Raw genomic sequence first — 23,672 nt, 5'->3', positions numbered from 1 at the left:
ACGGGGACCTCGGGCGGGACAGGGACCTCGGGCGGGACAGGGACCTCGGGCGGGACAGGGACCTCTACTCGAACACCACCGTCCACGACACCGCCCGTGGCCAGAGCGCGTAGCGGGGGAGCACGTCGGGACCGCACGCGCGCGAGCCGAGGCCGTGCTGCGCCGCATCGAGATACAGCCAGAGACCGCTCGAGGGCGGCAGCTCGTGCGGGTGGGCGACGCCGGTGCGCTCCTGCGCCGTGTGGCGATCGAGCTGGAAGCCGGGCAGGCCGGTCGAGCCCGACGCGACCGCGCGCAGGTGCAGCGGGCCGAGGTCGAGGGCGCGCAGGCCTGGACGATGGCCGGTCTCCTGCGGCCGGCCGTACGAGACGCCGAGGTCGTCTACGGCGGAGGAGAAGCGGCCGACGTACGCGGCCTCGGCGCTGTCGGCGTACGACTCCGCGGGCCCGGTGCCGAACCATTCCACCCGCTCGTCGGCGAGGGCGCCCGGCAATCCGAAGCGCGCCCCGACGCGCGGCCATGTGCAGTCCCACGGACCGAAGGGGCGGATGTCGGTGTGCAGCCGCAGACCCTCGCCGTCGAGTCGCCACGAGAACGTGGTCTCGATGCCCTGCGCGCTGTGCGCGGCCATCGACCGCACGCGCTGCACGAGCCCGGCCTCCGTGCGCTCCACCGACAACACCCGGTGCTGCAGACGGTCGAGGCCGCGCTCGAGCCAGCGGACCGATGATGCCGGCGTGTCTTCGTCGCCGCGTCCGTGGGTCAGGGCCGGGTCGGCCGTCTCGTACGAGCCCTGACCGTCGAGTTGATCGTTCTCGGTCGGCGCGCGCCACAGCTCGGGCAGCGGACCCGAGACCTCGAGGTCGCGCCAGCGGACGAGCCCCCCGCGTCGGTCGAACACCGCGTCGCCCAGAGCATCGCCGGTCCAGCCGCCTCTGGCGGGGCGGGCCCGTCGAGGGGTGGCGATATGCAGCTGCGCCTGGGCTCGCGAGACGACGTGACCCGCCGGTGCCCACGGCGACTCCTCGCGCAGCGCGACCTCGAGGGTCACCCAACGCTCGGTCGTGGCATCCGGGATCTCGGGCAGCTCCACGACGCCCTCCGCACCCGGGGCGAGGGCCGGCAGGTCGAGCGCGCCCGAGGCGACGCGGATGCCGTCGTCTTCGACGCGCCAGCGCAGCTCCAGGTGGTCGGTGCCGAGCGTGTGCTGGCGGTTGCGCACCCGCCAGGTGTCGCCGTCGAGGTGCTCCAGCACGACGGGCGCCCAGACCGCGGCCAGCTCGCCGAGGCCCGGCGAGGGGGTGCCGTCCGAGAGCACGAGGCCGTCCATCAGGTAGACCCCGTCGTGCACGGGCTCGCCGAAGTCGCCGCCGTAGGCGAAGAACTCGGTGCCGTCGTCCGTGCGGGCGCGGATGCCGTGATCCCGCCACTCCCACACGAAGCCGCCGTGGAGCCGTGGGTACTTCTCCACGAGCGCTTCGTAGTCGGCGAGGGAGCCCGGGCCGTTGCCCATCGCGTGTCCGAACTCGCACAGCACGAAAGGCTTCGCGCGCTGGCGGGCACCCTCGGCAGCGCCGACCTCGTGCACGGGCATGGTCTGCTCGCCGCAGATCGAGGCGATCTCCTCCATCGTCGGATACATGCGCGAGTACACGTCGGTGTACGCCCCGCCGGTGTCGCCCTCGTAGTGGATCGGGCGGGAGTCGTCGCGCTCGCGGATCCACCCGGCCATCTCGGCGAGGTTGCGACCGGTGCCCGACTCATTGCCGAGCGACCACATCACCACGCTCGCGTGGTTCTTGTCGCGCTCGATCGTGCGGCGGGCGCGGTCGAGGCAGGCCGCGCGCCAGGCGGGATCCTCTGCGGGGTTGCCCCTCCACTCGACGTCCCAGAAGCCGTGCGTCTCGAGGTCGCACTCCAGGACGACCCAGAAGCCCATCTCGTCGGCCAGCTCGAGCACGCGCGGGTGCGGGGGCTGGTGGGCGGTGCGGATGGCGGTGATGTTGTGCCGGCGCATGAGCGCGAGCTCGCCCCGTACGTAGTCCTCATCGAAGACACGGCCGCGGTCGGGGTCGGTCTCGTGCCGGTTCACCCCGCGGAAGACGAGGGGACGACCGTCAGCGAGCAAGCGGTCGCCGACGACCTCGACGCGGCGGAAGCCGACGCGCAGCCGAACGGTCTCGGCATCCGTCGACACCTCCACGTCGTAGAGGCGGGGTGTCTCGGCCGTCCAGGCGTCGACCGCGTCGATTGCGAGGGGGACCACTTCGCCCGCCGAGGCCCACGTCTCGTCGATGCCGAGCTCGGGCACGCGCACGGTCACGGGGAAGCCGCCGCGGGGCTGCACGTCGAGAACGCCGGCTCCCGTCGCGGGGTCGCGGTCGCCCCGCACGAACACGTCGTCGAGTCCGTTCGCGGGACGCCCCTGCAGCGACACGCTGCGGAAGATGCCCGGGAGCCACCACTGATCCTGATCTTCGAGATAGCTCGCAGCCGACCACTGGTGCACGCGCACGGCGAGCACGTTCTCGCCGTCGACGAGATGGTCGGTGATGTCGAACTCGGTCATCAGGCGGCTGCCGGTGAACCACCCGATCTCGGTGCCGTTCAGCCACACGGTCGCGAGCGACTCGACGCCCTCGAACCGCAGCAGCGTGCGCCCGCCCGGGCAGAACGACGGATGCCACTCGAACACGCGCCGGTGATCTCCGGTGGGGTTGGCGTCGGGCACGTGCGGCGGGTCGAGCGGGAACGGGTACCGGATGTTCGTGTAGGTGGGGTGGCCATGGCCGTGCAGACCCCAGTGCGAGGGAACGGGAATGCTCGCCCACGACGACACGTCGGCGTCGACCGCGGCGAACGGCGGTGGACCGTCGATGTCGTCAGCGGGGTCTTCGGGGTGCAGGCGGAACGCCCAGTCACCGTCGAGGCTCTGTGCGGGGGCGTCGGTGCGCAGCCATGCGCGAGGGGCCAGGCGGGAAGCGGAACCGGGGGAGGGGTCGCCGAGGTGGGTCATCGATCCTCTGAGAGAGCGTCGGGGTCGGCCACGACGGTGACGTCGGGATGCCGTTGCAGGAAGGAGGCGGGGTTGTCGGCGCTGACGGGGCCGGTGAGGGCCGCGCGGAGGGCGCGGGCCTTCGCGCGGCCGGAGGCCACCAGCACGATACGGCGGGCCGACAGGATCGTCGCCACACCCTGGGTCATCGCGTGCGTCGGCACGAGGGAGAGATCGCCGCCGAAGTGCTCGGCATTGGCGCGTCGCGTGCTCTCGTCGAGCGCGACCACGCGCGTGCGGGTCTCGGCATCCGAACCGGGCTCGTTGAAGCCGATGTGACCGTTGCGGCCGATGCCGACGATCTGCAGGTCGACGCCGCCCGCCTCGGCGATGGCGCGTTCGTACGCGTCGGCGTCGGCGGCGGTGGCGCCGCTGGGCACCCGGACGTTCTGGGATGGGATGCCGAGGGGTTCGGCGATGACCGAGCGCACGTAGGCCGCGTACGAGCGGGGGTCGGCGGCGTCGAGGCCGACGTACTCGTCGAGGGCGAAGAGGCGGAGGTGTTCGGTGGCGAAGCCCTCGGTGGCGGCCGGTCCCTTCGACAGGCTCAGGGACCTCTCGTGCAGACCGAGGTCTGGGGCGTTCGACAGGCTCAGGGACCTCTCGTGCGGACCGAGGTCTGGGGCGTTCGACAGGCTCAGGGACCTCTCGTGCGGACCGAGGTCTGGGGCGTTCGACAGGCTCAGGGACCTCTCTCGGCGACGGATGAGCGCGGCGTACAGCGCGAGCGGGGAGGAGCCGGTGGCCACCCCCAGCACGCCGTCGGGCGCGACGGTCGCGACGAGGTCGGCGGCGACCTCGCCGATCTCGTCGGTCGCGCAGGAGATGACGCGCGTGGTCGGCGAGACCGGCGCGAGGGCCAGTGTCTGTGCGCTCACTTGATGGCGCCCTTCGCGATGTCGCCGATGAACTGACGCGCACCGATGAGGAAGACGATCAGCAGCGGCAGCACCGCGAGCAGGGCGCCGGCCATGACCATGCCGTAGTCCTGGCCGAAGGCGGTGTTCAGCTGGGCCATCGCGACCTGCAGCGTGACCTGGTTGGGGTTCGTGAGCACGACGAGCGGCCACAGGTAGTCGTTCCACGCGGCGATGAAGGTGAAGATCCCCAGGAAGCCGAGACCGGGACGGATGAGGGGCAGGCACACCGTGAACCACTGGCGGAAGAAGCCCGCGCCGTCGAGCACGCTGGCATCCATCAGCTCATCCGGGATCGACGACACCATGTATTGGCGCAGCCAGAAGATACCGAACGCGTTGGCCGCGGCGGGGACGACCAACGCCTGCAGCTGGCCGACCCAGCCGAGGTTGGTCATGGTGATGAACTGCGGGATGACCGCGAGCTGCATCGGGAGCATGAACGTCACGAGCGTGATCGTGAAGAGCGTGCGGCGCAGCGGGAACTCGAACTTCGCGAACGCGAAGGCGGCGAGCGAGTCGAACACCAGCACGAGGAAGGTCACGCTGCACGCGACGATCACCGTGTTGAGCAGTGACCCCGCGAAGTCGATGCGCGAGAACACCGCGCCGATGTTGTCGAACAGCCGGGGCCCCGGGACGAAGGTCGGCGGGGTCGTGTAGATGTCGCTCGTGGAGTTGCTGGCCATGACGACCAGCCAGTACAGCGGGAAGAGCGAGATGAAGGCGCCCGCGCTGAGCACGCCGTACAGCAGCACCCGGCCGGGGGTCACCTTGCGGCGACGACGCAGCGGCACACCGGAGGTGGTGATGTGTTCGGTGATCGTGGCGGGCGGAGGCGTGGTGACGGTCATGCGCGGGCCTGGTCTTCCTTCTTACCGGCGGTGAAGCGCCAGCTGATGATGGTGAAGATCACGACGATGAGGAACACGCCCCACGCGATCGCGGCGCCGTAGCCGAAGCGGTTGTAGCTGAAGGCCTGCTGGTAGAAGTACAGGACCATGGTCAGACCGCCCTGGCCCGCTCCGCCGCTGTTCGGGTTCGTCGTGCTGGAGCTCGCGGTGAGCACCTGCGCCTCGGTGAAGCTCTGCATGCCCGTGACGGTCGAGACGACGAGCACGAAGATGATCGTGGGTCGCAACAGCGGCAGCGTGATCGAGAAGAAGCTGCGGATGGGGCCGGCGCCGTCGAGCTTGGCGGCCTCGTACACCTCGCCGCCGATCGACTGCATGCCGGCGAGGAAGATGATCGCGTTGTACCCGGTCCACTGGTACGTGATCAGGATCGAGATCGTGAGTTGGATGCCGAAGGGCGTCGACAACCATTGCACCCCGGGGAGCCCCAAGGCGTGCAGGAAGGAGTTGGCGAGGCCGAAGTTCTCGCCGAAGATCGAGCCGAACAACACGGCCATCGCCACGACCGAGGTGATGTTCGGCACGAAGTAGGCGATGCGGAAGGCCGTGCTGAAACGCACGGCGTTGTTCAGCATGGCGGCGACGGCGATCGCGATGGCGAGCATCGGGAAGGTCGACAGAACGAAGATGACGAACGTGTTGCGCACCGAGAGCCAGAATGTGGGGTCGGTGAACAGGCGCGTGTAGTTGTCGATGCCCGTCCACTTGGCCGCCCCCAGGCCGTTCCAGTCCTGGAACGACAGCACGAGCGAGTACGCGGTCGGGAAGAGGCCGAAGCCGAGGAACAGCAGGAAGAAGGGCGCGATGGCCACGTACATCGGCCAGTGCCGGATGAGGCCCCGGCCCCGGGGGCGCGCGCTGGGGCGCACCCCCGAGGCCGTCATGACGCGCGTGGCGGATGTCACTTAGAGCGCTCCCACACCTGCTTGGCAGCGGCGAGGGCGTCGGTCCAGGCCTGCTTCGGGTCCTTGCCCTGCGACTGCACGTTGGTCAGCTCCGTGATGAAGGGAGCCGCCACCTCGTTGTCGATGGGGCTGGTGTAGCTGATCGGCATGTTCTCCGAGGCCGACCTGAAGACGTCGGTGGTGACCTGACCGCCGAAGAACGCATCCGGCTCCTGCAGGGCGGGCTGTGAGAGGGCGGCCGTGGAGGACGGGAAGTTGCCCACCTCGGTGTAGGTGGTGGCCTGGTTCTCAGGGCTCAGGAGGAAGTCGACGATCTTCAGCGCCTCCTCCTTGTTGCCGGTGGAGGCAGGGATGGTCAGGAACGAGCCGCCGATGTTGGCGGGACCGCCGGGCATCGCGGTGACGTTCCACTTCCCCGAGGTGTCGGGGGCGTTGCTCTTCAGATCGCCCTGGTACCAGGCCGCACCGAGCAGGGTCGGCAGCGAGCCGTTGTTGACCGCGGCAGCCCAGTCGGGGCTGCCGTCCTGGATGCCGGCGACGAGGCCCCGCTGGTTCGCTTCGACCGCGGTGTCCCACGCCTTCTTGACCTGGGCGCTCTCGCCGAGGAACTCGCCGTCCTGCGAGACGAAGTGCGTCTCACCCTGACCCATGACCTTGGTGAAGACATCCTCCATCGACACCTCGAGGTAGGCGCCGGTCGCGGCCTTGAGCTTCTCGCCGAAGGCGAAGTAGTCGTCCCACGTCTTCGTCGCGGCGGCGACCTCGGCCGGGTCGGTCGGCAGGCCCGCCGCGGCGAGCACGTCGGTGCGGTAATAGAGCGCGGTCGGACCGATGTCGGTGGGGAGGCCGATCAGCTTGCCGTCGGCGGTGGTCGCCTCGGCGAGCTTCCAAGCGGGGAAGTCGGCGAGCTTGTCGTCGATGCCGAGGGTCTTCAGGTCAGTGAAGAGGTCGGCCTGCTGCAGGAAGTAGGGCATGTCCTCGCCCTTGATCCCCGTGATCGAGGGGATGCCGCTCCGGCCGGTGAAGACGGTGACGAGCTTCTGCTTGACGTCGTCGCCGATCGTGGTGACCTCGAGCTTCGCGTCGGGGAACTGCGTCTTGGCGGCGTCGACGACGCTCTCGCCGAGACCGCCGGGCCAGGTCCAGAGTGTCATCGGGCCGTCGGACGATCCGCTGGTGCCGCCGGAGCAGGCGGAGAGGGAGACGGCGGCGGTGACGGCGACGGCGACGGTGCCGAGCGCGCGTCGGTGGCGCGGGGTGAGGGTCATCATGGGTGGTTCACTCCTTGATTCGGGTGCGGTGGAGGTGCAGGTTCAGGGGCGGGACGCCGAGACGGCGTCGAAGGGGGAGGCGCCGTTGTGCAGCGCTTCGCGGAGGTAGGCGAAGCGCGCAGGGTCGGCGGCTCCGGGGTTCCTGTCGAGCCAGGGGACCAGTTCGTCGAGTCGCGGGGCGGCCGCAGCGCCGCCGGGGCGCGACACGGTCACCGCGGCGACCAGGGTCGCGAAGTCGACGCGTTCGCGCAGCGACCAGCCGGTCAGCTCGGCCGCGGCGATGGCACCACCGAAGACGTCACCGGCGCCGGTCGCATCGACGAAATCGATGACGACGGCGCCGACCTCGACTTCTTCGCCGGCGGCGGAGTCCACGGCGATCGCGCCGTGACCGCCGCGAGTGACCACGCAGAGCGGGACGCGCTCGGCGAGAGCGCGAGCCGCTGCGCGGGCGTCGTCGTGACGCGTGTAAGCACGGGCCTCTCCCTCGTTGGGGAGGAAGGCGTGGCATCCGTCGAGCACCGAGAGCACCGAGGCGTCCCAGTTCTCGTCGGCGTCCCAGCCGATGTCGGCGAAGACCTTCGTACCCTCGTTCGCGCGACCCCGTACCCATTCGGCGACCGACGCATCGATGTGCACGGCGGCGACGGGCGTGACGGGGGCGGTACGCAAGAGGGATGCCAGGGGTGCCGCCGGGTGTCCGCCGGTGACGAGGGCGCGGTCACCGCGGTACCCGAGGGCCGCCGTGACGGGGAGGTTCCAGTCGTCGCGCTCGCGCAGGGCGGCGACGATGCCCTCGTCGGCGAGGCGGTCGCGCACGAGGCGGGAGAAGGCGTCGGTGCCGACGTCGGCCGAGATCGCGGTGGACACGCCCAGGCGCGCGGCGGCGATCGCGTAGTTCGCGATGCCGCCGGGACCCCAGCCGAAAGCGGGTGTCCAGTGCTCTTCGCCCAGGCGCGGAGCGCCGTCGAGCTCGGCGAAGACGACGTCGAGGAACAGCTGACCGGCGGCCAACAGGCGGGGCGCAGGGGAACCGAGATGTGAGCTCATCGGCCCCTCCTCTCTTCGGCGACGACCGGGGCGTTTCACCGTTTATAGCATTCGTCGCTCAGGAACGCGCAAACTTTTGCGTGTAAATATTTTGTTACTGAGCGATTTTGAGCGATAAGGTGATCGCATCATGAAAGACGTCAGAGACCGCGAGATCCTCCAGCACCTCCGTTCCGCCCGCGCGGCGACGGTGGCGGAGCTCGCCGAGGCCACCGGTTCGAGCATCGCCACGATCCGCCGCGATCTGCAGCGCCTCGACGACGCGGGGCTCCTACGCCGCACGCACGGCGGCGCCGTGATGGGGGAGGGCGATGCGCCTTTCGCCACGGTGGAGCCGGTCAACCGCGACGGCAAGGAGCGCATCGCGCGTGCCGCAGCCGACACGGTGCGCGACGGGCAGGCGGTGATCCTCGACGTCGGTACGACCACACTCCAGCTCGCGCGCCTCCTCCGAGGCCACGCGGTCACGGTGATCACGAACAACCTCGCGATCTACGATGTGCTGCGCGACGAGCGAGAGACGCACCTCGTGCTGCTGCCCGGCGACTACGACCCGGTGTACCGCAGCGTCGCCGGCCACCTGACGACGGAGTCGCTGCGCCTCATCCGCGCTGACCACGCCTTCCTCGGCGTCAGTGGCATGTCGCCCGAGGGAGACCTGCGCGACACCACCCTCGCTCAGGTGCCGATCAAGCAGGCCATGCTCGCCGCGTGCGACGCGGCGACGGTGCTCGCCGACCACAGCAAGTTCCCCGGCAGCGGCGCCGGGCGTATCGCCCTCCCCCTCGCCCTGCGGCGGCTCATCACCGATGCGCCGCTCGAGGGCCCGATCGTCGAGTCCCTGGGCCGACGGAATGTCGAGATTGTGACTGCATGAAGCTTGCGATGATCGGTGGCGGAGGCTTCCGCACCCCCCTCGTGTACCGCGCCCTCCTGCTCGACCGCGACCCGGGTCGTGTCGACGAGGTCGCTCTCATCGACACCGACGGAGTGCGCCTGCGCACGATGGCCCGCATCCTCGAGGACCAGGCGCGGGAGTTTCCCGACGCGCCGCGCGTGAGCGTGCACACGGATGCCGAGGAGGGTCTGCGCGGGGCGGACTTCGTGTTCTCCGCAATCCGCGTCGGCGGCATGGCCGGTCGAGCGACCGACGAGCGTATCGGTCTGTCGCACGGGGTCATCGGGCAGGAGACCGTCGGCTTCGGCGGGATCTCCTATGCGCTTCGCACACTCCCGGTCGCGATGCAGCTCGCCGAGCTCATCCAGCGGGTCGCACCCGACGCCTGGGTCATCAACTTCACCAACCCCGCGGGTGTCGTCACCGAAGCGATGGGCCGTGTGCTGGGGAAGCGCGTCATCGGTATCTGCGACTCGCCGATCGGCCTCGCCCGCCGCGCGCTCGGGGCCCTCGGCATCCGAGACTCCGCCGATGTCGAGATCGAGTACGCCGGTCTCAACCACCTCGGCTGGCTCACCGCGCTCCGTCGCGATGGCGTCGACCTGCTGCCGGAGCTCCTCGCCTCCCCCGAGCGCATCGAGTCGTTCGAAGAGGGGGCGTTGTTCGGCGCCGACTGGATCCGCACGCTCGGGGCCCTGCCCAACGAGTACCTGCACTACTACTCCTACCGCCGTGACGTGCTGCAGGCCGATCAGTACGCCGCGACCACGCGCGGGCGCTACCTGCTCGACCAGCAGGCAGGGTTCTGGGACGAGGCGGCGACCGCCCCGCGTCCGCACGCCGCGTGGGAGGCCTGCCGCCACGAGCGCGAGGTCACCTACATGGCGACCAACCGCGACTCCGCGGGCATGGGCGACCGAGACGAGGAAGACCTCGTCTCGGGCGGCTACGAGAACGTCGCGATCGCGCTCATGCGCGCGATCGCGTACGACCAGTCGGCCCGGCTCATCCTCAATGTCCCCGGCGGCGGAGTGCTCGCGGGCCTCGACGGCGAGGCCGTCGTCGAGGTGCCCTGCATCGTCGGCGCGGAGGGGCCGCGCCCGGTCGAGAGCGCGACGGTCCCCGCCTTTGGGCAGGGCCTGATCACGACGGTGAAGTACGTCGAGCGCCAGACGATCGAGGCGGCCCTGAGCGGCTCGCGCGCCGCGGCGCTGCGCGCCCTGGCGCACCACCCCCTGATCGACTCGGTGCGCGTCGCGCGGGCGTTGCTGGAAGATGCCAGCTCCAGCTTCGCCGACCTCTCGTACCTCCGCTGAACCCGGGGGTGCGGCACCGCCCGAATCGTGCCGCACCCCCGCACCACCCCTCGCGCGGTTCCCACCCCGCGACCCTCACCCCGCGTAGCCCGAAACCGGAGACACCGTGCACCAGAACCTCACGCTCGTCGAAGAGCGCATCCACCGCGTTCTCACCGAGCGCATCGTTCCCGCCGTCTACTCGGCCCGCGTGCCCGTGACCCTCGCCGCCTGGATGGTCCCGGACGAGCCCGTCCCGGCATCCGAGGCCCTCGCCGCCGACTACACGCCGTTCGCCGTCGGCGACAGCTGGGGTCGCGCCTGGTCGACGTGGTGGTTCGAGGTCACCGGTCAGATCCCCACCGACTGGGCCGGCCGCACGGTCGAGCTGCTGCTCGACCCCGGCTTCCAGGGCGACTGGCCCGGCAACCAGGCCGAGGCGCTCGTGCACACCCCCGACGGTGTGCAGGTCAAGGGCATCCACCCGCGCAACCACTACGTGCGCCTGGCCGACCAGGCCGCCGGTGGGGAGCCCGTCCACTTCTTCGTCGAGGCGGCCGCGAACCCCGACATCCTGAAGAACGACTTCGTGCCGACCGTCTACGGCTCCAAGAAGACCGCTCCCGAGACGCCGATCTACACCTTCCGCACCGCCGAGCTCGCCGTGTTCGAGCCCGAGGTGTGGGCGTTGCAGTTCGACGTCGAGGTGCTGTACCAGCTGCTCAAGGAGCTGCCCGAGACCGAGCCGCGCCGGCACGAGGTACTCCGCGCGCTCGAGCGGGCGCTGAACGTGTTGCGCCTCGACGACATCGTCGGCACCGCAGCGGCCGCCCGCGCCGAGCTCGTCGACGTCCTCTCGCGCCCCGCGTCGGCATCCGCCCACCGCCTGTCGGGCATCGGTCACGCCCACATCGACACCGCGTGGCTCTGGCCCATCCGCGAGACCAAGCGCAAGACTGCGCGCACCTTCTCGAACGTGCTGGCGCTCGCCGAGCAGTACCCCGACTTCCGCTTCGCCGCCTCGTCGGCCCAGCAGTACGCGTGGGTCAAGGAGCGCTACCCGCACGTGTGGGAGGGCATCAAGGCCGCGATCGCCAAGGGTCAGTGGATCGTCGTCGGCTCGCAGTGGGTCGAGCCCGACGGCAACCTGCCCGGCGGTGAGGCGATGGTCCGCCAGATCACGCAGGGCATGCGCTTCTTCCGCGACGAGCTCGACGTCGAGACGCACGGCATCTGGCTGCCCGACTCGTTCGGCTACACCGCCGCGTTCCCGCAGATCGCGAAGCTCGCGGGGCTCGACTGGTTCCTCACGCAGAAGATCTCGTGGAGCCAGACCAACAAGTTCCCCCACCACACCTTCTGGTGGGAGGGCATCGACGGCTCGCGCATCTTCACGCACTTCCCCCCGATCGACACGTACAACTCCACCCTCGAGGGCGAGGAGCTGCACCACGCCGTGCGCCAGTTCCGCGACAAGGGCCGTGCGACCACCTCGCTCGTGCCCTTCGGCTACGGCGACGGCGGCGGCGGACCCATCCGCGAGATGATGGAGCGCCAGCGCCGCGTCGAGTCGCTCGAGGGCTCGCCCCGCGTGGAGATCGAGCACCCCGACGACTTCTTCGCGCAGGCGCAGGCCGAGTACCCCGACGCCCCCGTGTGGGTGGGCGAGCTGTACCTCGAGCTGCACCGCGGCACCTTCACCTCGCACGCTCGCGAGAAGCGCGGTAACCGCGAAGCCGAGCACCGTCTTCGCGAGGCCGAGCTGTGGTGGACCGCCGCGGCCCTGAAGGGGGCCGAGTACCCCTACGACGCGCTCGACCGGCTCTGGCAGGGGGTGCTGCTGCAGCAGTTCCACGACATCCTGCCCGGCTCGTCGATCCAGTGGGTGCACGAGCAGAACGAAGAGGACTACGCCGCAGCTCTCGCCGAGCTCGACCACTCGATCGCCGAGGCTCTGAAGGCCGCGGGCCTGTCGGCCGCGGTCGTGAACTCCGCCGACCACGCGCGTCGGTCCTTGGCGATGGATGCCGACGGCACCCCGCTCGCGCTGGTCGAGACGCCGGCGCTGGGCGTGGCATCCCTCGTTCCCGTCGCTCCGACTCACCCGGTGACCGCGCGGCGCGAGGGCGACGACATCGTGCTCGAGAACGGGCTGGTGCGCGTCACGGTCGACACCCGTGGCCTCGTCACGTCGATCGTCGACCTCGCCGAGAACCGCGAGCTCGTGCCGGAAGGCCGTGTGGCCAACATGCTCCGGCTGCATCAGGATCTGCCGAACGCGTGGGACGCTTGGGACATCGACGCCCACTACCGTCACACCTACGACGACCTGGATGCCGCGGACGCGGTCGAGCTGATCGTCGACGGTGACCTGCGGGCCCGGGTCGTCGTGACGCGCTCGTTCGGCACGTCGCACCTGACGCAGACCATCGCGGTGCACGCCGACGACGTGCGCGTGCACTTCGGCGTCGACCTCGACTGGAACGAGCGCGAGAAGCTGCTGAAGGCCTCGCTGCCTTTCGTCGTGCACGCCCACCACCACAGCGCCGAGATCCAGTACGGCCACGTGCGCCGCGCCACCCACCAGAACACGTCATGGGAAGACGCGAAGTTCGAGGTCATGGCCCACCGTTGGGTGCACGTCGAGGAGCCCGGTTACGGCATCGGTGTCACCAACGACGCGACCTACGGCCACGACATCACTCGCACGGTGGGCGCCTCGGGCGAGGTCGAGACCGAGGTGCGCCTGAGCCTGGTGCGGGCGGCGAACTCTCCCGATCCGATCCAGGATGCCGGGCACCACACGTTCGCGTACGCCGTGCACCCCGGTGCCGACATCGCCACGGTCGTGGCATCGGGCTACGAGCAGAACCTTCCGCTGCGCCGTCCCGCCATCGACGGAACCGTGGAGCCGTGGAGCGTGCTCCGCTCGACGGACGAGGGCGTGCGCATCGAGGCGGTCAAGCTCGCCGACGACCGCTCGGGAGACGTGATCGTGCGCGTGTACGAAGCCCTCGGGCGGCGCGCGACGACGATCCTCGTCCCGGGGTTCGCCGTGGCATCCGTCGACGAGGTCGACCTGCTCGAGCGTCCGCTCGGCGATGACATGGCCCGTGCGCGCCACCTCGCCCACGAGGGCGACGGCATCGCGCTCGAGCTGCGGCCGTTCCAGGTCGTGACGCTGCGGCTCACCCGCGCATGAGCGCCCGGCGGCGCGGCCTCGACGAGGAGGCCGCGCCCGCCGGACGGGCGGGCTACTTCGCGACGAGCGTCGTCTCGAAGCTGTACATGTCGGGGCGGTAGCAGTGGTGTCCGAACTCGACGGGGCGGCCCGAGGCGTCGTACGCCACGCGCTCCATCGTCAATACGGGGCCGCCGCGATCGATGTCGAGCAGGCCGCTCTCATCGCCGTGTGCTCTGCGCGCGCCGATCTTCTGGTTGGCGACGCGGATCGTGACGCCGCGACCGCGCAGGATCTCGTACAGACCCCGCTCCTGCAGCTGCTCCGTCGTGATGTCGGAGAGCTCGAGCGGAAGGTAGTTGGTCAGGATCGCGACGGGCACACCGTCGGTCGAGCGCTGGCGGCGGAGGAAGACCACCTCGGATCCTTCGACGACGCTCAGCGCCTCGGCCACACTCGCGTCGGCGGGCCGCAGGCCGTGCTCGAGCACTCGTGTCCCCGGCTCGTGGTGCGAGCTCTTCAGGTCTTCGTAGAGGCTCGTCAGCTCGACCTGTCGGGTCACCTGTCCTTGCACGACCTGGGTGCCGATGCCGCGGCGGCGCACGAGCAGCCCCTTGTCCACCAGCGACTCCATGGCGCGGCGGATGGTGGGACGCGAGAGTCCCAGGCTCTCGGCGATCGCGATCTCGTTCTGCAGACGCGCTCCGGGGGCGATGCGCCCCGAGCGGATCGCTGCCTCGAGCTCGCGCGAGACCTGGAAGTAGAGGGGGATCGGGCCGGTGCGGTCGAGACCGCTCAGCAGGTCGCCGACGAGCACCACGTCCTCGGCCATGTGGCCACCCCCTCGGATTTGTCGCGACAACCTGACGATCATCGTAGCCACCGGGTGACTCTTCCGTCTGGAAGTTCGGTTGTGCTATTGTCAGGACAAATGGTATCCGCTTCGAGAAGTGAACGGCAACGATGACGAGCAACGCTTCCGCCCCCGAGGTGCTGGCCATGGGCCGACTCGGCGTGGACATCTATCCGCTGCAGACCGGGGTCGGCCTGGCATCCGTCGAGACCTTCGGCAAATTCCTCGGAGGCAGTGCCGCCAACGTCGCCGTCGCCGCAGCCCGCCTCGGCCACGACGTGCGCCTCGTCTCTCGCGTCGGCGACGACCCGTTCGGCCGCTACCTGCTCGACGAGCTCGCCCGTCTCGGCGTCGACAACCGTGACGTCCGTGTCGATGAGTCGCTGAAGACACCCGTGACGTTCTGCGAGGTCTTCCCGCCCGACGACTTCCCGCTGTACTTCTACCGCGACCCCAAGGCACCCGACCTCAACATCGCCGAGGCCGAGCTCGACCTCGACGCCGTCCGGCAGGCCGAGATCCTCTGGTTCACGGCGACCGGACTCTCGGTCGAGCCCAGCCGCTCCACCCACCACGCCGCGCTCGCCGCGCGCACCTCGGGTCGCACCGTCTTCGATCTCGACTACCGCCCCATGTTCTGGAGCGACCGCGACGAGGCTCACGCGCAGATGGAACGCGCCCTCGCCCACGCCACCGTCGCCGTCGGCAACCGCGAGGAGTGCGACGTCGCCGTCGGCGAGACCGACCCGCAGCGCGCGGCCGACGCGCTGTTGGAGCGCGGCGTCGAGCTCGCCATCGTGAAGCAGGGACCCGAGGGCGTGCTGGCCAAGACGCGCGAGGAGTCGGTGGTCGTGCCGCCGTACCCCGTCGACGTCGTCAACGGTCTCGGCGCCGGCGACGCGTTCGGCGGCTCCCTCTGCCACGGACTCCTGCAAGGGTGGGACCTCGAGCGCATCCTGCGCTTCGCCAACATCGCGGGAGCCATCGTCGCCTCGCGTCTGGAGTGCTCGACCGCCATGCCCACCTCCGCCGAGGTCGAGCAGATCCTCGCGGCGGGAGCCCGGCGATGAACCAGGCGATCGCCGACGAGCAGTTCGCCCGCCTGCGCGACATCCGCGCCACCGCGCCCGCTTCCATCGGCGCGATCCTGCGCGACCGCTCGCGCCGCGACATCCTCGGTCCCGACGGTCGCCTGTTCATCGTCGCGGCCGACCACCCCGCGCGCGGCGCGCTCTCGGTGGGCGAGAACGCCACCGCCATGGCCGACCGCTACGAGCTGCTCGACCGGCTCGCCCTCGCCCTCAGCCGCCCCGGCGTCGACGGCGTGCTGGCGACCCCCGACATCATCGACGACCTCGCCGTCCTCGGCCTGCTCGACGACAAGATCATCGTCGGGTCGATGAACCGCGGGGGCCTGCGGGGTGCATCGTTCGAGATGGACGACCGCATGACCGCCTACGACGTGCCGACCATGGCCGCGCACGGCGTCGACTTCGCCAAGACGCTCGTGCGGATCGATCTCGACGACCCCGCGACGGTGTCGACGCTGGTCGCGATGGCGCACGCCGTGACGCAGGCGGCCCAGGCGGGCCTCCCCCTCATGCTCGAGCCCTTCATGAGCCGCCAGGTCGACGGCCGTGTCGTCAACGACCTGTCGACGGATGCCGTGATCCTCTCGGTCGCGATCGCCTCGGGACTCGGTGCGAGTAGCGCCTACACCTGGATGAAGCTGCCGGTCGTCGACGACATGGAGCGGGTGATGGCGGCGACCACCATGCCGACCCTGCTGCTCGGCGGCGACTCCGGCGCCGATCCCGACGAGACGTTCACCGCCTGGGAGAGCGCCCTGGCTCTGCCGGGCGTGCGCGGCCTGACCGTCGGACGCACTCTGCTCTATCCGCCCGACGGTGACGTGGAGTCTGCCGTCGACACCGCGGCCGCCCTCGTTCACCGCGACCTCTGACACCCACGAAGGATTCCCATGAGCACGACACAGATCAGCGACGCATCCGCGCGGGACGACGCTTCGACGCCGACGATCGCGCACTGGTTCGACGGTGCCGAGGCGCCCTCGGCGAGCGGGCGCACCGCCCCCGTGTACAACCCCGCCACCGGTGCCGTGCGCGCGCACGTCGCCCTCGCCGATGACGCCGACGTGGAGGCCGCGATCGCCTCCGCCGAGCGCGGGTTCCAGGTGTGGAGCGGGTTCTCGATCGCGAAGCGCCAGACGGTGCTGTTCGCCTTCCGTGAGCTGTTGAACTCCCGCAAGCGCGAGCTGGCCGAGATCATCACCGCCGAGCACGGCAAGGTCGTCTCCGACGCGATGGGCGAGATCCTCCGCGGCCAGGAGGTCGTGGAACTCGCCACCGGATTCCCGCACCTGATCAAGGGCGCGTACTCCGAGAACGCCTCCACCGGGGTGGACGTGTACTCCCTGAAGCAGCCCCTCGGAGTGGTGGGGATCATCTCCCCGTTCAACTTCCCCGCGATGGTGCCGATGTGGTTCTTCCCCATCGCCCTGGCCGCCGGTAACGCCGTCATCGTCAAGCCCAGCGAGAAGGACCCCTCCGCCTCCCTGTGGATGGCGCGCCTCTGGAAGGAAGCGGGCCTTCCCGACGGCGCGTTCACGGTGCTGCAGGGCGACAAGCTCGCCGTCGACGGACTGCTCAACGCTCCCGCGGTGCAGTCGATCAGCTTCGTCGGCTCGACCCCCATCGCCCAGTACATCTACGAGACCGCGTCGAAGAACGGCAAGCGCGTGCAGGCCCTGGGCGGGGCGAAGAACCACATGCTCGTCCTCCCCGACGCCGACCTCGACCTCGTCGCCGACTCCGCCGTCAACGCCGGCTACGGCGCCGCCGGCGAACGGTGCATGGCCATCAGCGTCGTCCTCGCCGTCGAACCCGTCGCCGACGCTCTGATCGGCAAGATCACCGACCGCATCGCGAAGCTGCGCATCGGCAACGGTGCGGCCGCGATCACCGGCGGCACCGAGCCCGACATGGGCCCGCTCATCTCCGCGCAGCACCGCGACAAGGTGTCGTCCTACGTCGACATCGCCGAGGCCGATGGCGCGACCATCGTCGTCGACGGCCGCGGCTACACCGTCGACGGACACGAGGACGGCTTCTTCTTCGGCCCCACCCTCCTCGACGAGGTGCCCACGACCTCCCGCGCCTACACCGAGGAGATCTTCGGCCCCGTCCTCTCCGTCGTCCGCGTGAAGACCTACGACGAGGGCCTCGCCCTCATCAACAGCGGCGAGTTCGGCAACGGCACCGCCATCTTCACCAACGACGGGGGAGCCGCGCGCCGGTTCCAGAACGAGGTCCAGGTGGGCATGATCGGCATCAACGTGCCGATCCCGGTGCCCGTGGCGTACCACTCCTTCGGCGGTTGGAAGAAGAGCCTCTTCGGCGACGCCAAGGCCTACGGTGTCCACGGCTTCGACTTCTTCACCCGCGAGAAGGCCGTCACCAGCCGCTGGCTCGACCCCGCCACCCACGGCGGCATCAACCTCGGCTTCCCGCAGAACGACTGACACCCCGGCAGGGATGCCACGCGCCGGATGACGTGGCATCCCTCCCGCCCCCTTCCTGATAAGGACACGAGCACGATGAACCAACGGTGGTTCCACCGCCGCGGCGACCTCGCCCGGCCCGGGTGGCAGAGCGTCGTCGACGCGCAGACGCCCGGGTGGGCGCACACCGGCATCCGGATCGCGGAGCTGACCGCGACGGACGCCCTCGATCTGCCCGCGGGGGTCGAGAGCATCGTCGTCCCGCTCGCGGGGTCGTTCACGGTCGCGCACACGCGCGACGGACACACGACCGAGACGCGCCTCGCCGGACGCGCGTCGGTGTTCGCCGGTCCGACCGACGTGCTCTACGTCTCGGTCGCCGAGACCGCGCGCCTCTCGGGCGTCGGTCGCGTGGCGATCGCATCGTCGCCGACCGACGTCGACAAGCCCACCGTGCACATCCCCGCAGCGAGCATCCCCGTGGAGCTGCGCGGAGCCGGACGCTCCAGCCGTCAGGTGCACAACTTCGGCACCCCCGACGCCCTCGACGCCGCCCGGCTCATCGTGTGCGAGGTCATCACGCCCGCCGAGAACTGGTCGTCGTACCCTCCGCACAAGCACGACGAGCAGCACCCCGGCCACGAGTCGCGTCTCGAGGAGATCTACTACTTCGAGACCGCCCCCGTGCGCGGAGCGGATGCCGCCGCCGACGGCGCGTTCGGCATGTTCAGCACCTACTCCTCGCCCGCGGGCGAGATCGACATCAACGCGATGGTGCGCACCGGCGACATCGCCCTCGTGCCCTACGGCTACCACGGTCCGGCCGTCGCCGCCCCCGGCTACGACCTCTACTACCTGAACGTCATGGCGGGTCCCGACCCCGAACGGGCGTGGCTCATCAGCGACGATCCCGCGCACGCCTGGGTGCGCGACACCTGGACGGGGCAGTCGTTCGACGACCGGCTCCCGTACACCGACGACGAGAAGGGCTCCTCCTGATGGGTGCAACGAGACGGATGACGGTCAGCCAGGCGCTCGTGGAGTTCCTCGCCCACCAGTGGACCGTGGACGGCGACATCCGCGAACGCACGATCCCCGGTGTCTTCGGCATCTTCGGGCACGGCAACGTCGCGGGCGTGGGCCAGGCGCTCAAGCAGCTCAACGTCGACGAGCCCGACCTCATGCCCTACTACCAGGCGCGCAACGAGCAGGCCATGGTGCACCAGGCGGTCGGGTACGCGCGCGTGCACCGCCGTCGCGGCACCTACGCCTCCGCGGCATCCGTGGGTCCGGGGGCGGCGAACATGCTCACGGGCGCGGCCCTGGCGACGGCCAACCGCCTGCCCGCCCTGCTGCTGCCCAGCGACACCTTCGCCACGCGCGTGGCCGACCCCGTGCTGCAGCAGTTGGAGCAGCCGTGGGACATCGGGCTCACGGTCAACGACGCGTTCCGTCCGCTGTCGCGCTTCTTCGACCGCGTGCAGCGGCCCGAGCAGCTGTACTCGATCGCCCTCGCGGCGATGCGGGTGCTCACCGACCCCGCCGAGACCGGGGCCGTCACGATCGCCCTCCCCGAGGACGTGCAGGCCGAGGCGCTCGACGTGCCCGTGGAGTTCCTGCAGGACCGCGAGTGGCACGTGCGTCGGCCCCTGCCCGAGCGCGGTCCGCTCGAGCGCGCCGTCGCCGCGATCCGCCGCGCGAAGAAGCCACTCATCGTCGCCGGCGGCGGCGTGATCTACTCCACCGCCGAAGACGCCCTGCGCGCGTTCGTCGAGGCCACCGGCATCCCCGTCGGCACCACGCAGGCCGGCGGCGGCTCGCTGCCCTGGGACCACCCCCAGTACCTCGGCGGCGTCGGGGCCACCGGGAGCCTCGCCGCCAACCGCCGTGCGGCCGAGGCCGACCTCGTCATCGGCATCGGTACGCGCTACAGCGACTTCACCACCGCCTCGCGCACCGCTTTCCAGAACCCCGACGTGTCGTTCGTCAACGTCAACGTCGCAGCGTTCGACGCGTACAAGCACGGCTCCCAGCTGCCCGTGATCGCCGACGCCCGCGAGGCCCTGGTCGCCCTGGCCGACGCCCTCGCCGGACACCGGGTCGACGAGGCGTACGCCCGGACCATCGCGCGCGAGAAGGGCGAATGGGATGCCGTCGTCGACGAGGCCTTCGCCCCGTCGGGGCTGACTCTCCCCGGCCAGCCCGAGATCATCGGCGCGGTGCAGGCCGCCAGCGCGCCGCGCGACGTGATCGTGCAGGCCGCGGGTTCGCTCCCGGGCGACCTGCACAAGCTGTGGCGCGTGCGCGACGCGCTCGGGTACCACGTCGAGTACGCGTTCTCGTGCATGGGGTACGAGATCGCCGGGGGCCTGGGCGTCAAGCGCGGGCTGCTCGCCGACGGCGACGACCGCGACGTGATCGTCATGGTCGGCGACGGTTCCTATCTCATGCTCCACACCGAGCTGCTCACCGCGGTCGCCGAGGGGCTGAAGATCATCGTCATCCTCATCCAGAACCACGGCTACGCCTCGATCGGGCACCTCTCCGAGACGGTCGGCTCCGAGCGCTTCGGCACGAAGTACCGCGTGTACGACGACGCCGAGCGCAACTTCCAGGGCGAGACGGTGCTGCCCGTCGACCTCGCCCTGAACGCCCGCAGCTACGGCATGGACGTCATCGAGATCGACCCGGGCGCCGACGCGATCACCGCGCTCTCGGAGGCGATCGCCACGGCGAAGGCGTCGGAGCGGTCGACCTTCATCCACATCAACAGCGACCCGCACATCTACGCCCCCGACAACGACGGGTGGTGGGACGTGCCGGTCGCGGCCGTGTCGAGCATCGACAGCACGCGCGCCGCGCGCGACACCTACGACAGACAGGTCACGGCGCAGCGACCGCTGCTGGGCGACCGGATCGGAGACGACGAATGAAGGCGACCGTCGCGGGGGCTCCCGTGAGCTTCGGAGTGTTCGAGCTGACGCCCGAGGGCGCGGCCACGGTGAGCGCCGACGAGATGGGCGAGGCGCTGCAGGCCGCGGGATACCGCGGCATCGATCTCGGTCCGGTGGGGTTCCTCGGCCGGGGCGCCGAGCTGCGCGCGCGCCTGGCCCGCTTCGACCTGCAGCTCGCCGGGGGATGGGTGCAGCTGCCCTTCTCCGACGACGAGGCGTTCACGGCATCCCTTCCCGATCTGCACGAGGCTCTCCGACTCTTCGCGGATGCCGCCGAGCTCGGCCCCGACCGCCTGCCGCTGCCCACGCTCGCCGACGCGGGATCTCCCGAGCGAGCGGGCAACCCGGGCCGCGGGGCGGAGGTCGACCCCGTCGATGCCGATCGCGCGCACCGACTGCACGAGAACGTGGGACGCGCGGCGACCATCGTGCGCGCCGCCGGGTTCGAGCCGACGTTCCACCATCACGCGGGCACCTTCGTGGAGTCGCCCGTCGAGATCGACGCGTTCCTCGCCGGCACCGACGTCGATCTCACCCTCGACACCGGCCACCTCTTCATCGCCGGGGGAGACCCCGTCGCCGCCGTCGATCGCTGGGGCGGGCGCATCAACCACCTCCACCTCAAGGACGTCGACCTCGCCGAGCTCCGTCGCGTGCTCGCCGCGGGCGGGGGCATGGCCGAGGTGTGGTCGTCGGGCTCGTTCGTCGCGTTCGGCCGGGGCGACATCGACCTGGCGGCGGTGATGGATGCCGTCGACCGCCGCGGCTTCGACGGGTGGATCGTCGTGGAGCAGGACGTGCTCAACGCCCCCGACGTCTCGATCGACGCCTTCCGCGCCGATCGCACCCGCGACCAGACCCTCAACCGCGAGGCCCTGCGCCCCTGGGCGTGACCGGGCCGTCCCCCGCTTTCCTCATCACAGACAGGACCTCCTCCGTGACCTCTTCGCCCCTCCGTTTCGGACTCATCGGTACCGGCCGCATCGGCCAGGTCCACGCCGCCAGCATCGCCGCCGACCCCGACGCGACCCTCGCGTGGGTGGCGGACCCCTTCGTCGAGGGCGCGCGCAGCATCGCCGCGCAGTTCGGCGGTGAGGCCACCGACACCGCCGACGACCTGTTCGTGCCCGGCCGGGTCGACGCGATCCTCGTCGCCTCGCCCACGCCCACGCACGTCGACCTCATCGCGCGCTCCGTCGAGGCGGGGCTGCCCGTGCTGTGCGAGAAGCCGATCGACCTCGACATCGCGCGCGTCGAGGCGCTGCGCTCGACCGTCGCGGCGTCGGGCGTCCCCGTGGCCCTGGGCTTCAACCGGCGCTTCGACCCGGCGTTCGCCGAGGCGCGGGCGCGGCTCGCCGCGGGCGAGATCGGCGAGCTCGAGCAGCTGACCATCATCAGCCGCGACCCGGCTGCGCCCCCCGCGTCGTACATCGCGGTGTCGGGCGGGATCTTCCGCGACATGACGATCCACGACTTCGACATGGCCCGCTTCTTCCTCGGCGACATCGTCGAGGTGCAGGCCACCGGCTCCACCACTTTCGACCCCGGTGCCCGCGAGCACGGCGACTTCGACACGGCCGTGACGGTCCTGCGGGCGGCGGGCGGCGCGGTCGCCACGATCATCAATTCCCGGCACAGCACGGTCGGCTACGACCAGCGCATCGAGGTCTTCGGCAGCACGGGCACGCTCGACGTCGGCAACCAGGGCACGAGCCTCGTGCGGGTCTCGAACACCTCGGGCGTCGACACGCACCGCCCCTTCGAGTCGGCGATGGTCACGCGCTACACGCCCTCGTACCGCGCCGAGCTGCGCGAGTTCATCGCGCTCGCCCGCGGCGGGGCGTCGACCAGCCCCACCTTCGATGACGGCCGTGCGGCACTGCTGCTCGCCGACGCCGCGCAGCGCTCCGCCGAAGAGCGCGTCGTCGTCGCGGTCGACCTGAGCTGATGGGCGGGCCGCGCCCGACGGCCACCGTCGGGGTTCCGGCATCGCCGGCGGGGTACCGCCTCGCGGCATCCGCGGAGATGCTCTTCGTCGACCTGCCGTTCATGGACCGTGTCGCGCGGATCCACGAACGCGGGTTCGAGGTCGAGATCTGGGACTGGAGCACGAAGGACCTCCCCACTCTCGCGGCGACGGGCGCCGTGTTCTCGTCGATGACCGGGTACCTGCGCGGCGACCTCGTCACCGACGACGGCATCGCCGAGCTGCTGCGCACGGCCGAGCTGTCGCTGCGCGCCGCCGACGTGATCGATGCGCCCCGGCTGAACCTGCACGGAACGGGATTGGATGCCACGGGTCAGCCCGTGCGTCCGGGCGCCGACATGTTGCCGATGCAGTGGGAGGTGGCCACGCAGACGCTCGGCCGTCTTGCCGAGATGGGCGAACGCGCGGGCCGCGTGTTCACGCTCGAGAACCTCAACCTCGAGGTCGATCACCCCGGCACGCCGTTCGCGCGCGCCGCGGACACCTTCGCGCTCGTGCGCGCCGTCGACTCGCCGGCGATGCGGATGAACCTCGACCTATACCACGCGCAGATCGGCGAGGGGAACCTGATCGAGCTCGTGCGGCGCTGCCTGCCGTGGGTGGGGGAGATCCAGGTCGCCGACGTGCCCGGTCGCTGCGAGCCCGGGACGGGCGAGATCCGCTACGAAGCGATCGCGGCCGAACTGCGCCGCCTCGGGTACGACGGCGTGATCGGTCTGGAGGGGTGGGCCAGCGCCGATCCGGACCGGGCGCTGGACGCCTTCCGCGCGGCGTTCGCCGCCTGACCGCACCGACGGTGCCTGATCGCGCACAGCTGCACCGCCACGCATCGACGACGACGGCCCCGAGACACCCTCGGGGCCGTCGTCCGT

The 23,672-nt window shown here is 70.6% G+C and carries 18 protein-coding genes; 11 read left to right on the top strand and 7 right to left on the bottom strand.

Features of this window, described 5'->3' with window-relative positions:
• Window positions 1–64 precede the first annotated feature (64 nt).
• From AB0O24_RS06860 to AB0O24_RS06835, 6 genes are read right to left on the bottom strand one after another with little or no spacing between them, the layout of a single operon-like run.
• A complete protein-coding gene (locus tag AB0O24_RS06860) occupies window positions 65–3,016 on the bottom strand; it encodes a glycoside hydrolase family 2 TIM barrel-domain containing protein (protein WP_363373565.1) in 2,952 nt (983 codons plus the stop codon).
• Complete coding sequence (locus AB0O24_RS06855) at window positions 3,013–3,933, bottom strand: glucosamine-6-phosphate deaminase (RefSeq protein ID WP_363373562.1); 921 nt, start codon at window positions 3,931–3,933, stop codon at window positions 3,013–3,015. The genes AB0O24_RS06860 and AB0O24_RS06855 overlap by 4 nt, the downstream gene beginning before the upstream one ends.
• Window positions 3,930–4,826, bottom strand: a complete 897-nt coding sequence (locus AB0O24_RS06850) for a carbohydrate ABC transporter permease (protein WP_275801110.1) — start codon at window positions 4,824–4,826, stop codon at window positions 3,930–3,932. Before AB0O24_RS06850 ends, AB0O24_RS06855 begins: the two co-directional genes overlap by 4 nt.
• Window positions 4,823–5,791, bottom strand: a complete 969-nt coding sequence (locus AB0O24_RS06845; RefSeq protein WP_307383641.1) for a sugar ABC transporter permease — start codon at window positions 5,789–5,791, stop codon at window positions 4,823–4,825. Before AB0O24_RS06845 ends, AB0O24_RS06850 begins: the two co-directional genes overlap by 4 nt.
• Window positions 5,788–7,062 carry an extracellular solute-binding protein gene (locus AB0O24_RS06840; protein ID WP_307383638.1) on the bottom strand — a complete coding sequence of 425 codons (1,275 nt, stop codon included), beginning with the start codon at window positions 7,060–7,062 and terminating at the stop codon, window positions 5,788–5,790. The genes AB0O24_RS06845 and AB0O24_RS06840 overlap by 4 nt, the downstream gene beginning before the upstream one ends.
• A 42-nt stretch (window positions 7,063–7,104) precedes the next feature.
• Window positions 7,105–8,112: a PfkB family carbohydrate kinase gene (locus AB0O24_RS06835; protein WP_363373557.1), complete on the bottom strand. Its 1,008-nt coding sequence runs from the start codon at window positions 8,110–8,112 to the stop codon at window positions 7,105–7,107.
• A 130-nt stretch (window positions 8,113–8,242) separates the two neighbouring features.
• Between AB0O24_RS06835 and AB0O24_RS06830 the strand changes: the two genes are divergently transcribed.
• The 3 genes from AB0O24_RS06830 to AB0O24_RS06820 all read left to right on the top strand — a co-directional run bounded on the left by AB0O24_RS06830 (window position 8,243) and on the right by AB0O24_RS06820 (window position 13,507).
• Entirely contained in the window at window positions 8,243–8,989 is a 747-nt protein-coding gene (locus AB0O24_RS06830) for a DeoR/GlpR family DNA-binding transcription regulator (RefSeq protein WP_363373555.1), read from the top strand.
• A complete protein-coding gene (locus AB0O24_RS06825; protein WP_307383632.1) occupies window positions 8,986–10,326 on the top strand; it encodes a 6-phospho-beta-glucosidase in 1,341 nt (446 codons plus the stop codon). Before AB0O24_RS06830 ends, AB0O24_RS06825 begins: the two co-directional genes overlap by 4 nt.
• A gap of 106 nt (window positions 10,327–10,432) precedes the next feature.
• Window positions 10,433–13,507 (top strand): glycoside hydrolase family 38 C-terminal domain-containing protein, encoded by a 3,075-nt coding sequence (locus AB0O24_RS06820; RefSeq protein ID WP_363373551.1) that lies wholly within the window; start codon window positions 10,433–10,435, stop codon window positions 13,505–13,507.
• A 52-nt stretch (window positions 13,508–13,559) separates the two neighbouring features.
• On the opposite strand, the gene AB0O24_RS06815 is transcribed toward AB0O24_RS06820, so the two are convergent.
• Window positions 13,560–14,318 carry a GntR family transcriptional regulator gene (locus tag AB0O24_RS06815; RefSeq protein ID WP_363373549.1) on the bottom strand — a complete coding sequence of 253 codons (759 nt, stop codon included), beginning with the start codon at window positions 14,316–14,318 and terminating at the stop codon, window positions 13,560–13,562.
• Between the two features lie 131 nt (window positions 14,319–14,449).
• Between AB0O24_RS06815 and iolC the strand changes: the two genes are divergently transcribed.
• From iolC to AB0O24_RS06775, 8 genes are all read left to right on the top strand, one after another.
• Complete coding sequence (iolC, locus tag AB0O24_RS06810; RefSeq protein ID WP_275800941.1) at window positions 14,450–15,409, top strand: 5-dehydro-2-deoxygluconokinase; 960 nt, start codon at window positions 14,450–14,452, stop codon at window positions 15,407–15,409.
• A complete protein-coding gene (locus AB0O24_RS06805; protein WP_307383624.1) occupies window positions 15,406–16,302 on the top strand; it encodes a deoxyribose-phosphate aldolase in 897 nt (298 codons plus the stop codon). The genes iolC and AB0O24_RS06805 overlap by 4 nt, the downstream gene beginning before the upstream one ends.
• An 18-nt stretch (window positions 16,303–16,320) precedes the next feature.
• Entirely contained in the window at window positions 16,321–17,880 is a 1,560-nt protein-coding gene (locus tag AB0O24_RS06800) for a CoA-acylating methylmalonate-semialdehyde dehydrogenase (protein ID WP_275800937.1), read from the top strand.
• A 75-nt stretch (window positions 17,881–17,955) separates the two neighbouring features.
• Complete coding sequence (gene iolB / locus AB0O24_RS06795; protein ID WP_307383622.1) at window positions 17,956–18,858, top strand: 5-deoxy-glucuronate isomerase; 903 nt, start codon at window positions 17,956–17,958, stop codon at window positions 18,856–18,858.
• Window positions 18,859–18,875: 17 nt separating this feature from the next.
• Window positions 18,876–20,792: a 3D-(3,5/4)-trihydroxycyclohexane-1,2-dione acylhydrolase (decyclizing) gene (gene iolD, locus AB0O24_RS06790; protein ID WP_307383620.1), complete on the top strand. Its 1,917-nt coding sequence runs from the start codon at window positions 18,876–18,878 to the stop codon at window positions 20,790–20,792.
• The gene (locus AB0O24_RS06785) at window positions 20,789–21,706 is read left to right on the top strand and encodes a sugar phosphate isomerase/epimerase (RefSeq protein ID WP_307383618.1); all 918 of its coding nucleotides are present in this window, start codon (window positions 20,789–20,791) and stop codon (window positions 21,704–21,706) included. The genes iolD and AB0O24_RS06785 overlap by 4 nt, the downstream gene beginning before the upstream one ends.
• A 44-nt stretch (window positions 21,707–21,750) precedes the next feature.
• Entirely contained in the window at window positions 21,751–22,761 is a 1,011-nt protein-coding gene (iolG, locus tag AB0O24_RS06780) for an inositol 2-dehydrogenase (RefSeq protein WP_275800930.1), read from the top strand.
• A complete protein-coding gene (locus AB0O24_RS06775) occupies window positions 22,761–23,585 on the top strand; it encodes a TIM barrel protein (protein ID WP_363373543.1) in 825 nt (274 codons plus the stop codon). Before iolG ends, AB0O24_RS06775 begins: the two co-directional genes overlap by 1 nt.
• Window positions 23,586–23,672: the final 87 nt, after the last annotated feature.

Origin of the sequence: Microbacterium sp. NPDC086615, from assembly GCF_040686055.1 — a bacterium.
GTDB lineage: Bacteria > Actinomycetota > Actinomycetes > Actinomycetales > Microbacteriaceae > Microbacterium.
The sequence above is the reverse complement of the archived record's forward strand: the minus strand, read 5'-3'. Positions and strand labels throughout refer to the sequence as shown.